This window comes from Catellatospora sp. NPDC049609 (assembly GCF_040675365.1).
GTDB lineage: Bacteria > Actinomycetota > Actinomycetes > Mycobacteriales > Micromonosporaceae > Catellatospora.
This window is the reverse complement of the sequence record NZ_JBFAOU010000089.1, coordinates 19232-31282: the sequence shown is the minus strand read 5'-3', so window position 1 is coordinate 31282 and position 12051 is coordinate 19232. Positions and strand designations below refer to the sequence as shown.

Annotated in this window: 10 protein-coding genes; 3 read left to right on the top strand and 7 right to left on the bottom strand. The window is 76.3% G+C overall.

Translation table 11 applies throughout. From position 1 onward, the window contains the following. Positions 1–156: 156 nt before the first annotated feature. From AB0J67_RS23510 to hrpB, 6 genes are all read right to left on the bottom strand, one after another. Entirely contained in the window at positions 157–1278 is a 1122-nt protein-coding gene (locus AB0J67_RS23510) for a magnesium and cobalt transport protein CorA (RefSeq protein ID WP_363485574.1), read from the bottom strand. Between the two features lie 43 nt (positions 1279–1321). Next, the gene (locus tag AB0J67_RS23505; RefSeq protein WP_363485573.1) at positions 1322–1837 is read right to left on the bottom strand and encodes an N-acetyltransferase; all 516 of its coding nucleotides are present in this window, start codon (positions 1835–1837) and stop codon (positions 1322–1324) included. Then, positions 1831–2736 (bottom strand): NAD(+)/NADH kinase, encoded by a 906-nt coding sequence (locus AB0J67_RS23500; protein WP_363485575.1) that lies wholly within the window; start codon positions 2734–2736, stop codon positions 1831–1833. The genes AB0J67_RS23505 and AB0J67_RS23500 overlap by 7 nt, the downstream gene beginning before the upstream one ends. Before the next feature lie 15 nt (positions 2737–2751). Next, positions 2752–4281: a hypothetical protein gene (locus tag AB0J67_RS23495; protein ID WP_363485572.1), complete on the bottom strand. Its 1530-nt coding sequence runs from the start codon at positions 4279–4281 to the stop codon at positions 2752–2754. A gap of 52 nt (positions 4282–4333) precedes the next feature. Beyond that, positions 4334–4672 carry a PadR family transcriptional regulator gene (locus AB0J67_RS23490; RefSeq protein ID WP_363485571.1) on the bottom strand — a complete coding sequence of 113 codons (339 nt, stop codon included), beginning with the start codon at positions 4670–4672 and terminating at the stop codon, positions 4334–4336. A 148-nt stretch (positions 4673–4820) separates the two neighbouring features. Further along, positions 4821–7403 (bottom strand): ATP-dependent helicase HrpB, encoded by a 2583-nt coding sequence (gene hrpB, locus AB0J67_RS23485; RefSeq protein ID WP_363485570.1) that lies wholly within the window; start codon positions 7401–7403, stop codon positions 4821–4823. A 105-nt stretch (positions 7404–7508) separates the two neighbouring features. On the opposite strand from hrpB, the gene AB0J67_RS23480 reads away from it, so the two are divergent. After that, entirely contained in the window at positions 7509–7988 is a 480-nt protein-coding gene (locus AB0J67_RS23480) for a SigE family RNA polymerase sigma factor (RefSeq protein ID WP_363485569.1), read from the top strand. Then, positions 7978–9417: a PQQ-binding-like beta-propeller repeat protein gene (locus tag AB0J67_RS23475; protein ID WP_363485568.1), complete on the top strand. Its 1440-nt coding sequence runs from the start codon at positions 7978–7980 to the stop codon at positions 9415–9417. Before AB0J67_RS23480 ends, AB0J67_RS23475 begins: the two co-directional genes overlap by 11 nt. Positions 9418–9647: 230 nt before the next feature. On the opposite strand, the gene AB0J67_RS23470 is transcribed toward AB0J67_RS23475, so the two are convergent. Beyond that, positions 9648–11057: a hypothetical protein gene (locus tag AB0J67_RS23470; protein ID WP_363485567.1), complete on the bottom strand. Its 1410-nt coding sequence runs from the start codon at positions 11055–11057 to the stop codon at positions 9648–9650. 353 nt (positions 11058–11410) lie between these two features. Between AB0J67_RS23470 and AB0J67_RS23465 the strand changes: the two genes are divergently transcribed. Beyond that, positions 11411–12049, top strand: a complete 639-nt coding sequence (locus AB0J67_RS23465; protein ID WP_363485566.1) for a maleylpyruvate isomerase N-terminal domain-containing protein — start codon at positions 11411–11413, stop codon at positions 12047–12049. The last annotated feature ends 2 nt before the right edge of the window (positions 12050–12051 follow it).

The window sequence follows — 12051 nt, the reverse complement described above, 5'->3', positions numbered from 1 at the left end:
CCGCTCGCCCGGGCGGGGCGCCCGGCCGGGGTGGGCCGGGCCGGTTGTGTCGGGGTAACCTAGCAAACCCTCGCGCCCTCGAAGTCGCTTCGAGGGCGCGAGTCTTCAAGAGTTGCGACGGCGACGGCGGGCGGGGCGGGGGCTCAGGGCGGGGGGTCAGAGCCAGCCGGAGCGGCGGAAGGCGCGGTACATGAGGACCGCGATGGTGACCATCAGGCCCAGCACCATGGGGTAGCCGAACTTCCACTGCAGCTCGGGCATGTAGACGAAGTTCATGCCGTAGATGCCGGCCAGCGCCGTCTGCGCGGCCGCCATGGCGGCCCAGGCCGCGATCTTGCGCATGTCGTTGTTCTGGTCCACCGACAGCTGCGCCAGCCGGGCCTGCAGGATCGAGTTCAGCAGGTCGTCGTAGGTGACGATGCGCTCGACCGTACGCAGCAGGTGGTCGTTGACGTCGCGGAAGTAGCGCCGGATCTCCTTCGGCAGCCCCTCCTTGTCCTCGGTGAGCACGCCCAGCGGCTGCTGCAGCGGCGCGACCGCCCGCTTGAACTCCATCAGCTCCCGCTTGAGCTGGTAGATCTGCGCCGAGCGGTTCTGCGGCTGCGCGCCGAAGACGTGGTCCTCCAGCTCGTCGATGTCGGTCTCGAAGGCCAGCGCGACGTCGAGGTACGAGTCGACGAGCCGGTCGGCGACCGCGTGCGCCACCGCCCACGGCCCCAGGGCCAGCCGGTCGGGCCGCTGCTCCAGGTCGGCGCGCACGGGGGCGAGCTGCCCGGCCGGGCCGTGCCGCACGGTGATCACGTAGCGGTCGCCGATGAAGATGACCACCGAGCCGGTCTCCACCACCTCGCAGGTCTCGGTCAGCGCCGGGTGCTCGACGTACCGCGTGGTGCGCAGCACGAACACGGTGACGTCGGCGAACCGCTCGATCTTCGGGCGCTGCCGCCGGGTGACGGCGGCCTCCACGGCCAGCTCGTCGAGGCCGAAGCGCTTGGCGATCGGGGCGAAGTCCGACTCGGTGGGCTCGTGCAGGCCGAGCCAGAGGAAGGTGCCGGGTGCGTCGCGCACCGCGTCCAGCCCGGCGTCGTAGTCGCAGGCGCCGGGCCGGCGGTGGCCGTCGACGTACACCGCGCAGTCGACGATGTGGCCGGTGAGGTCGTCCTCCGGTGCGGGCGCGGGCGGCGTGCCGGGTGTGCCCGGGCGGATCAGCCCGGCGGCCTTGCGCAGCGGACGCGCCCAGGCCCAGGAGATGCCCGCCGGCTGCGGTTGCTCGCCCACGGTCACCCCCTTCCGCGCCGGTCCTCTCGGTGATCTTATTTCGTCACAGGTCGCGGAAGGGCTCCGCGTAGGTGAACTCTCCGGTCAGCGCCGGATCGTGCCCGGTCAGCGGCCGCGCCTGGAAGTACCGGCCCCACTCGGCCACCGGTGGGGTGATGCCGAGGTCGAGCGACGGCCGGAAACCGAACCGGGCGTAGTAGTCGGGGTCGCCCAGCAGCAGCACCAGCGGCTCGCCGAGCGCGTCGGCGGCGCCGAGCACGGCGTGCATCAAGGCCTTGCCGACGCCCGCGCGCTGCCGGTCGGGGCGTACGCTCAGCGGCCCCAGGCCCAGCACGGGCGTGTCGCCGACGTGCCCGCGGGTGCACACCACGTGCCCGACGACCTCGCCGCCGTCGACCGCCACCAGCGACAGTGCGGGCAGCCAGCCCGCGTCGGCCCGCAGCCGGTCGAGCAGGCCCGGCTCGACCGGGGGAGCGGGGGCGTAGCGGGGGGCGAAGGCGGCCTCGGTCAGCGCGCGTACGGCAGCGACGTCGGCCGGGGTCTCCTGTCGGATCAGCACTGCTTCATCGTGCCGTACGGCAGCAGCCCGGCCCCGTCTGCCCCGTCGACCTCCAGGCTGCCGCGCACCTGCAGCTTGCGCCGGGCGCGCTCGTAGAACGTGGTGTGCCCGAGCCGCACCACCCGGGCGGCGTCGGCGAGCGCGGCGACGGCGAGCCGGTCACCGGGGCCGACGTAGCCGTCCACCCGCCCGTCGATCTCGACGGCGAGCCGTCCGCTGCGCGGCAGCACGTCCAGGGCCAGCGTCTCGTCCGCCGACAGCACCATGGCCCGGTTGAAGCTGGAGTGCGCGGCCGCGGCGACCACCAGCACGGCCCGCACCGTCGGCGAGACGATCGGGCCGCCGCAGGAGAAGCTGTACGCGGTCGAGCCGGTGGGCGTGGCGACGATGACCGCGTCGGCGGCGTACCGCACGAACGCGTGCTCCTCGACCCGGATCGCCACGGCGGCCTGGCCGTCGCCGGGCACCCGGCACAGCGCGATGTCGTTGAACGCGGTCACCTCCCGCCCGTCCGGCAGGATCGTGCGCACCGCCAGCCGCGACTCCACCGAGTAGTGGTGGTTGTCGATTGCGGACAGCGCGGTGGGCAGGCCGTCCACATCGATCTCGGGCAGGAAGCCGAGCCGGCCCAGGTTCACCCCGAGCACTGGCGTGGCCCGCCCGGCACCCAGCCGCATGGTGCGCAGCATGGTGCCGTCGCCGCCGAGGCTGACCAGCAGGCTCGCCCGCTGCGCCAGCTCCTGCGGGCTGACCGCGACCGCGCCGCACGCGATCCGGTCCACCTCGTCGGGCAGCCCGAGGACGGTCACGTCGCGGCGGCGCGCCCAGTCCATGATGGTGTCGATCGCGGGCACCGAGTCGCGCTCGGGATGCAGCACCAGGCCGACCGTCCGTACCATGCCCACGCTGCCACTTTACGGTCCGGTGCGGGCCCTGCCCGGGGTAATGGACAGCACCGCTCGCGCCGCCGGCAGGGCGAGCAGCACCGGCAGCACCGGGCCCCACGCGGGCAGCCCCGGCAGGGTGAGCCAGGCCAGCCAGGCCGCGCAGAGCAGGCCCGCCGCGAGCGCGGGCAGCCGCCGGGGCAGCCGGTGGGCGGTGTACGCGCCCCAGGCCAGCGGGACCACGGCCAGCATCGCCACCAGCCCGGCGGTGCGCACCGGCTCACCCCAGCCGGTGGCGGTCCAGTCGTTGCTGTAGACCCCCACGGCGTACGCGGCGGCGAGCGTGCCCGCCGCGGCGGCAGCGGCCACCGGCAGCGCGCGGCGCGGCGAGGGCAGCCCGAGCAGGGCCGCCGCACCCGCACACACCGCGGCGGTGGCCGCCACGTGCCCGGTCACCGCGTCCAGCCACCACGCGAACAGCAGCAGCCCGGCGGCATACCCCACCAGCACCGCCCCGGCGGCGGGGACAGCGTGCGGGGTTCCCGCAGAGGGGACGGCGTGCCGGGTCCCGGTGACGGGGGCGGCGTACCTGGTCTTCGCAGCGGGGACGGCTTGCGGGTTCCCCGCGGCGGGGCGTGCCGCCGGTGCGGCGGCGCGGGACGTGCGCAGGCGGGCCATGGCCGCGACGACCAGGCAGGTGCCGAGCAGCACCTGGGCCAGGCGGCCGAAGCGCGGCAGCTCGCCCGCGACGCGCCAGCCGGTGGCGTCGAACGGGCCGAGCCACGCGCCGGGCAGCGCGATCAGCAGCGTCGCCCACAGCCACGGCCGGGCCGGTTCACCACGCCGGGCCGCATACAGGGCGAGGAACGCGAGCACCGCGACCGCCGCCGCGACCACGATCCCGGCCTGGGCGACCGCGGGCTGGTAGTACCCGGTGTGCGGGTGGCCGGACGCGCCGCGCCACAGGTGCGTGACCAGGTCGGCGCCGCAGGCCACGGCGACCGCGCCCAGCGCCGGGGCGGCGCGCCGCTCCGCGTCGCGCCCGAACGCGTCCGTGCCCGCCAGCGCGACCAGCCCGAACACCGACAGCGCCATGAGCACCCACAGCGGCGGACGGTCGTACGCGGTCAGCGGCGCTAGCGCGGGCACCGCCGCCGTGACGGCCAGCGCCCCGGCCAGCCCTGGCCGGGTGAACCGGGCGGGGGCCAGCAGCGCCACGACACCCGCGGCCAGCCAGGCGGCGTACGCGACCGGGCCCAGCGTCGGCGGGCCCAGCGGCTCGACCCGCCACCAGAGGAACGCGCTCAGCCCGCCGGTCAGCGCCAGCGCGACCGGCCCGGCCCGGTGCAGCCCGTCGGCGAGGCCGTCGACGGTGGCCACCCCGAGCCGGGTGCGCAGGCCGCCCTCGACCAGGTCGGCCGCGTCGGCGGCGGTGGGCCGGGTCCGGCCGGGCGGCGCGAGGTCGAGCAGGGTCGCCACGATCTCGTCCCCGCGCGCGTCCCGGTAGGACCGGGGGTAGCTCCGCAGCAGGCGGCGGTAGCGGCGCTCCAGCGGGCTCATGCCCTCACCCCGCCGTGCTCGGCTCCGCCCCACGGCCACCCGATGCGCTCGCTCATGTCGTGGCGGCACCCCGCACGTGCCGGCGCAGCCGGGCCGCGGCGGCCTTGGCGTTGTCCGCCATCCGCTCGACCTCCACCGCCAGCAGATCGGCGCCCGGATCGGTGAGCCGGTAGTACCGCCGCAGCCGGCCGTCGACGACCTCCTCGCCGTCCTGCACCACCAGGCCCTGCTCGACGAGCCGGTCCAGCGCGCCGTAGAGCGTGCCGGGCCGCAGCGTCACCCGGCCCGCCGAGAGCGCGGACACCTCCTGGATCACGCCGTACCCGTGCATCGGCCCCGCGGCCAGCGCGGACAGGATCAGGAAAGTGGGTTCCTGCAGCGGTGCGGTCACCCCTCGAAGGTACGGCGAGCGGTATATACCGTCAATCGGCCTTGCCCCGGGCATCCTGTTCGGTCGGCCCGTTTCAGGGCGGCGGGGCGTGGTCGTTCCGCCCCGGTCGTGCGGCGAGCGCGCGGGCGCCGTCGTACCCAGGGATCGCCTAGGCCGGGCGGGGCTTCGCGCGGCGGGTGGGCTCGGCGACGGTGGGATCCTCGGGCCAGGGGTGGCGCGGGTAGCGGCCGCGCAGCTCCGCCCGCACCTGGGGGTAGCCGTTGCGCCAGAAGGAGACCAGGTCCCCGGTGACCGCGGCGGGCCGGCCGGCGGGGGAGAGCAAATGCAGCACCACCGGCACCCGGTCGCCGGCCAGCCGGGGCGTCCGGGTCCAGCCGAACACCTCCTGCACCTTCACGGCCAGCACCGGTGCGGCCGGATCGGTGTAGTCCACCCGGATGCGCGAGCCGCTGGGCACCTCCAGCCGCTCCGGCGCCAGCTGGTCCAGCTGCGCGGCCTGCGGCCAGGGCAGCAGCGTACGCAGCGCCGCGGCCACGTCGACGCGGTGCAGGTCGTCGCGGCGCCGGGCGGTGGCCAGCGCGTGACCGAGCCACTGCCCGGCCCCCGCCAGCAGCGCCTCGTCGTCGACGGCGGGCCACGGGTCGCCGAGCGCGTGCGCGCAGAACGCCATCCGCTCGCGCAGCGCCACCGCCTCCGGCGTCCACCGCAGCAGCCGCAGCCCCTCCCGGCGCAGCCCCTCGGCGAGCGCGGCCGCGACCAGCTCCCGGTCCGGGTTCGCCAGCGGCCGCTCGGCCAGGGTGAGCGCGCCCAGGCGGGTCGCCCGGCGGGCCACCACGTCCCCGTCCGACCAGGTGATCTCGTCCACGGTGGCCAGCAGCGCGGCGGCGGCCTGCCGCGCGGTCGCCTCGTCGGTGGCCGCGGCCAGCCGGATCCGGGCCGCGCTGCTGCCCGGCTGCCGGTCCGCGGCGGCCACGGCCAGCCACGGCACCCCGGTCAGCGGCGAGCCCGGCGCCAGCTCCGCGGCGGTGCCCCCGCCCATCAGGTACGTCCGCCCGCCCGGCGTGCGCAGCCGCGCCACCCGCTCGGGATAGGCCAGCCCCACCACCAGCGCCGCCGCCAGATCGTCGGGCAGCCGCGCCGTCCCGGATGCGCCCGCTGCGGCCGTCCCGGTCCTGGCCGCGCCTGCTCCGGCCGCGCCGGACAGCCCTGCCCCGGACGCCGCGGCAGCGGAGGGTGCGCCGCGGAGGTTGCCGGTCAGGCGGCGGACCTCGGTGCGCCAGGCAGCGCTCGCCGCGGGGTCGGCGCCGTCGCGCATCCGGCGCCAGGCGGCGGCCAGGTCGTCGGTCGGGATCGGAGCGTCGGACGCCAGCAGGGCGACCACCTCGGCCGCCCGGTGCGGGCCCAGCTCGCCCACCGCGTCGAGCAGCGCGCGGGCCAGCCGCGGGTGCGCGCCCACGGCGGCGATCGCCCGGCCGCGCGCGGTGACGCGGGCGTCGGCGTCCAGTGCCCCGAGCGCGGTCAACGTCTCCCGGGCCACCTGCGCGGCCGCGCCCGGCAGCGGGTCGAGCAGGGCCAGGCCGGTGCCGTCCGCGTTGGACCAGCAGGCCAGCTGCAGTACGAACGAGGTCAGGTCGGCGGTGGCGATCTCCGGATCGGGATGCTCCGGCAGCCGCTCGTGGTCGGCCTGCGACCAGCACCGGTACGCCGTGCCCGGCGCCTGCCGCCCCGCGCGCCCGGCCCGCTGCTGCGCCGCGGCGCGCGAGGCCCGCACCGTGACCAGCGAGCCCAGGCCGCGCCCGAGGTCGGTACGCGGCACCCGGGCCAGCCCCGCGTCGACGACGATGCGTACCCCCGGCACGGTCAGGCTGCTCTCGGCGACGGCGGTGGCCAGCACGACGCGGCGGCGCGGCCCGGGCCGCAGCGCGGCGTCCTGGGTGCCTCCGGACTGCCGCCCGTGCAGCTTGAGCAGGTCGATGCCGGGCAGCCCGGCCAGCCGGGCGGCGACGCCGTCGAGCTCGCCCGCGCCGGGCAGGAACGCCAGCACGTCTCCCGCGCCGTCGCGCAGCGCCTCACGGATCACCGCCGCGACGTGGTCGAGCAGCCGAGGGTCGACGCGCAGGCCGTACGGCGGGTCCACCGGCCCGGTCGGCGGGCGCCAGCGCACCTCGACCGGGTGCGGGCTGCCCGTCGCGGTGACCACGGGCGTGCCGGGACCCAGGGCCGCGGCCAGGCGCTCGGCCTGCGCCGTGGCCGAGGCGGCGACCAGCCGCAGGTCGGAGCGCAGCGCGGCGCGCACGTCGGTGGTGAAGGCGAGCGCCAGGTCCGAGTCGAGCTGCCGCTCGTGGATCTCGTCGAGCAGGATCGCGCCGACCCCGGCCAGCTCGGGGTCGTGCTGCAGGCGCTGCACCAGCAGGCCGGTGGTGACCACCTCGACCCGGGTGTCCCGGCCGGTCCGGCTGTCGCCGCGCACGCTGTAGCCGACGGGCCCGCCCAGCGCGGTGCCGGTGAGCTCGGCCATCCGGCGCGCGGCGGCGCGGGCGGCGACCCGGCGCGGCTCGGCCACCACGACCCGGCCCTCGACCGCGCCCGCCAGCGCCAGCGGGGCCAGCGTGGTCTTGCCCGAGCCCGGCGGCGCCACCAGCACCGCCGCGCCCGGTCCGGCCAGCGCCTCCAGCAGGGCGGGCAGCGCCGCGCGTACCGGGAGGTCCGTTCCAGCCGACTCGGGAAGCACCCGCCCAGTCTGCCGGACGCAGGGCGGCCCACCGGCGCGGGCGGTGCTCCGCGCGCGATCGGCGGCCGGGTGCAACCGGGCGGGGACCCGGCCCGTGTTCCTGGGGTGACCGTCTCCGACTTCGAAGCCTTCTACCGGGGCACCGCCCCGCGGCTGATGCGCTTCGCCTACGGCCTGACCGGTGGTCTGGCCGAGGCGCAGGACCTCACCCAGGAGGCGTACGCCCGCGCGTGGCAGCGCTGGGCGACGCTGCATCGCTACGACAACCCCGAGGCGTGGCTGCGCCTGGTGGTGACCCGCCTGGCCACCGACTGGTGGCGCCGGCTGGCCGTGCGCAGGAGCGCCGACCTGCCCGGTCCGGGCAGCGTCCCCCCGCCGGACGAGGAGCTGATGACGCTGGTGGCGGCGCTGCGCACGCTGCCCATCGACCAGCGCCGCGTGCTCGCCATGCACTACCTGCTCGACCAGCCCGTCGCGGAGATCGCCACGGAGCTGGCGGTGCCGGCCAACACCGTGAAGTCCTGGCTCGCCCGGGGGCGGGCCAACCTCGCCGCAGCATTGGGGGACCGCAGCCATGTCGGTTGATCTGGACCGCCTCTACGCCAGGCTCGCCGAGCGCGCGGACGCCGCCGGGCCGCCGCCGCTGTCCGCGGTGCGGGCCAGGGCCGCCCGGCGCCGGCGCCGCTCGCTCGGCGGGCTGCTGGCCGCCGGGGCCGCGGTGGTCGCGGCACTGTTCGGAGCGCAGGCCGTGCTCACTCCCGCCGCCACGACCCCACCACCGCCGCGGCCGTGGCTGCCGCCCGCCGAGGCCGGCTTCACGCCCTTCGACGGCACCGCGCCACCGGTCCTGGCGTACCGCACCCCGGCCCGGTTCGGCATGACCGCGACGCTGGGCGACCGCGCCTTCGCGATGTGGCTGGCCGAGGACGGCACCGAGTGGGTCGGCGGCATCGACCTGACCGTGCAGAAGATGCTGTGGCCGTCGCTGTCGCTCGGCAAGTTCGGCGACACCAACGGGATGGAGGTGTCGCCGGGGGCGATCCTGCTGCTCACCGAGCAGGGCTTCGACAATCCGCTGGTGCAGGGCGGCAGTGACACGATCATCGCGGTCGACCCGGACCTCGGCCGGATCATGTGGACGCTGCCGTACAGCTTCAACGACACCGGGCGGGTCCTCTACGACGACACCCTCGTGCTCAGCCGGCCCGAGCAGGGCCGGGTGGAGGCACTCGACCTGCGTACCGGCAAGACCCGCTGGTCGGCGGCCGAGCGGACACTCGCGACGGGGCTCAACCCGGTGCACACGGCCGCCGAGCACCACCGCACCGCGGGCTGGTCGGGCACGGTGCCCACCGATCGGCGCGTGGTGCTGCACCTGGCCGACGGCCGGGTCCAGGTCCGGGACGTGACCAGCGGCCGGGTCGAGCGGGAGCTGGCCATGCCGGTGCTGCCCGCCGCCGGGGAGCTGACGCGGCAGGAGTACGCGGTCGACGGGGTGCTGTACCAGTTCGCCGGGTCCACGGTGAGCCGGCTGCCGCTCGACGGCAGCGCGCCGGCGGTGCAGAGCACCCTCGGCTCGGGGCTCGACCAGGCGCGGGTGCAGCCGTGCGGCGGGCAAGGCCGGTTCTGCGCCCTGCGCGAGGGTCCCGGCGACGGCGCGACGCTCTGGCTGGTGGACGCGCACAGCGGCGCGACCCGCTGGCAGCAGACCGTCGGCGGCGAGGGCGCGACGATCCTGTACGCCGCGCCCGGCGTGGTGGCCGCCTCGCGCGGGCGGTCGCAGGTGTTCGACCCGGCGGGCAAGCCGCTGGCGGAGGTCGACGGGCAGGCCATGTGGGTGGGCTCCGGCAACCTGCTGGTCCTCGGCGAGGGGGAGGTGTCCGGCCACCAGCTGGCGACCGGCACCCGGGTCCGGCTCGGCAGCCTGACCGTGTCGGGCTTCTGCTCCTGGAACGACACCATGCTCATCTGCCCGACCGAGCAGGGGATCGGGGTCTACCGGTACGCCAACTGACCGGTCGTCCGGGTCCCGCCCCGCCACGGGGCGGGGCGGGGACCCGGACGGCACCCCGCCTGGCCCGCTTCGGCTCCCACCCTGGCACCGCCGCCGGGACGGGACCCGCGGGATCCCACTGGCGCAGCCCCGCCCGCCCCGTCTTACATTGGCGTTGGCCTATCACATCGAAAAATCGTAGATCGCGATGTGATAGGCCAATGTCCATGAAAAGGCGGGCCGGGGGCGGCTTACGGGCGGATGAAGGCGATCATCGGGGTGATCGCGGCCGTCTGCAGCACGAGGGCCGCGGCCACCACCGCGAACGGCCAGACCCGGGGCGAGCGGGCGCACACCCAGGCCACCGGGATCTGCAGGAACACCGCCACGAAGATCCACAGCCGGGTGGTCTCGCCGCGGTTGACCCCGACCAGGTCGAGGAAGGCCAGCACGGCCAGCCCGGACAGGGTCAGCGCCGCGATCGGCCGGGCCACGCCGCGGCGTACCGCGTCCCAGGCCGCCCACGCGACGGCCACGCAGCCCGCGATGCCCGCGCACAGCGCGAAGTCGCCGAGGTTGCGCACCACCCACACGTCGTACGGCCGGTGCGCGCGCTCGTTGAAGTCGGTGGCGTCGGCCAGCACGTACGCCAGGTTGGCGAACATGTCGTAGCCGAACAGCAGCCGCATGCCCAGGTACGCCCCGGCGAACGCGGCGAGCGTCAGCGACACCAGCCGCAGCAGGTCGAACCCGCCCAGCGCGCGCCGGTACAGCGCCAGCCCGGCGAGCGCGGCGAACGTCAGCCCCATCACCAGCGGCAGCGGCTCGAAGAAGAAGACCAGGTAGAGCGCGGCGCCGAGACCGACGGCCCAGCCCCAGTGCGGGCGGCGCAGGTAGCGGACGAACAGCCACAGCCCGAGCAGGATCGGCAGCGGCGAGACGGTGTTGAGCACGGGCAGGAAGTAGAGCCGGCCGGGCACCAGCAGGCACAGGATCATCGCGTACAGCGCGACCCGCTGGTCGCCCAGCACCTCCCGCACGATCAGGTACACCAGCAGCGCGGCCAGGCAGGACAGCGCGGTGATCAGGATGCCCAGCGCGGCGGGCGACGTGCTGACCGTGCCGAGCAGGTGGTAGAGCATCGTCTTGCCGGGCATGTTGGACCGGGCGTGCTGCGGCAGCTCGGGGAGGATGTCCATGTAGCGCGTCAGGTAGTCGTACGCGGTGTAGCGCAGCGACGGGCCGTAGAACGAGTTCGCCCGGTCGCTGCCGACGACGGCCCCCAGCGACACCTCGTCCAGCGCCCGGATCAGCAGCTGCAGCGGCACCGCGGCGGCCAGCCACAGGCCGACGGCCAGGCGCTCGCGGCGGGCGCCGAGCCGGTGGGTCAGCCACAGCAGCGCCAGCACCGCGGCCACCCCGCCGGCGAACGGCAGCAGCATCTCCCAGGAGAAGACCCCGACGTAGCGGTAGCGCCAGGCGCCCGCCCGCGACCCGGCCGGCAGCAGCCGCACCGCCGCCAGTGCCGTGGCCGCCACGGTCAGCCCCGCCCCGGCCAGCACCACCGCGGTGACGGCGCGCGGCGTGCGACCCGCGGCCGGCACCGGCACGGGGTTCGTGTGCTGCGGTCGTTCGACGGTGAGCAGCGAGCTGTCCTGCACGAGCGGTCCCTTCCGCGCGGGTATGGAGAGCAGCCCGCTCGTCGGAGCCAGGCATGCGTCACTAGCAACGGACCATGCCCGTGCCGGATACGGCCCGATGCGGGCCACGGACATCGCGTGCCCGCGGGGGACGGTCGGCGCACCCGACCGCCGGGGAGCGCCACGGCAGGTCAGCGCGCTCGATCCGGGCGACGGCAGTGCCCTGCTCACCGGGCGGCAGCGGGCAGTAGGGCGGCACACAGCGGGGTAGCGGGGGCGCTGGGCGTCGGGGCCGCGAGATAGCGGGGCGGCCGGGCGGCAGCGCGGCAGGGCATAAGGTGGTCGCGGACCGCGAGACTGCCGGAGGTGTTCGGATGCATCCGTTGCGCGTGGCGTACCTGCAGGCCGCCCAGGCGGCCGCGGCGCTGGTGGGCGATCCGGCCGTGGCCGCCGCGTGGCAGGCGCCGAGCGCCCTGCCGGGCTTCACCGTCGGCGGGCTCGCCGGGCACCTGGCGGCCCAGGTCGTGAACGTGCCGCGGGTGCTGGCCGCGCCCGCGCCGCAGGGTCCGGCGGTCGCGCTGCTGGACCACTACCGCAAGGTGCGCTGGCTGGGCGCGGACCTCGACGCCGAGATCAACGTGCAGATCCGCGACGGCGGCGAGCAGGCCGCGGCAGCCGGCGCGCCCGGCGTCGCCGCGCAGACCACCGCGGCGATCCGTGAGCTGACCGCGCTGCTGGCGGTGGCACCCGCCGATCGCCTGATCACCCCGCCCGCGGGCCCGTGGGCGCTGCGGCTCGACGACTTCCTGGTCACCCGGATGATGGAGATCACCGTGCACGCCGACGACCTGGCGTACAGCGTGGGGGTGCCCACCCCGGAACTGCCGCACTCGGTGCTGGAGCCGGTGCTCGCGCTGCTGGGCGGGCTGGCCGTGCGCCGCCACGGGCAGGCCGCGGTGATCCGCGCGCTCAGCCGCGCCGAGCGCGCCCCGTCGAGCATCGTCGCGATCTGACA

Bases quoted from the DNA above. Each gene is read 5' to 3' on its own strand.
- AB0J67_RS23475 (WP_363485568.1), top strand. From the start codon at position 7,978: ATGTCGGTTGATCTGGACCGCCTCTACGCCAGGCTCGCCGAGCGCGCG.
- AB0J67_RS23465 (WP_363485566.1), top strand. From the start codon at position 11,411: ATGCATCCGTTGCGCGTGGCGTACCTGCAGGCCGCCCAGGCGGCCGCG.
- AB0J67_RS23500 (WP_363485575.1), bottom strand. From the start codon at position 2,736: ATGGTACGGACGGTCGGCCTGGTGCTGCATCCCGAGCGCGACTCGGTG.
- AB0J67_RS23495 (WP_363485572.1), bottom strand. From the start codon at position 4,281: ATGAGCCCGCTGGAGCGCCGCTACCGCCGCCTGCTGCGGAGCTACCCC.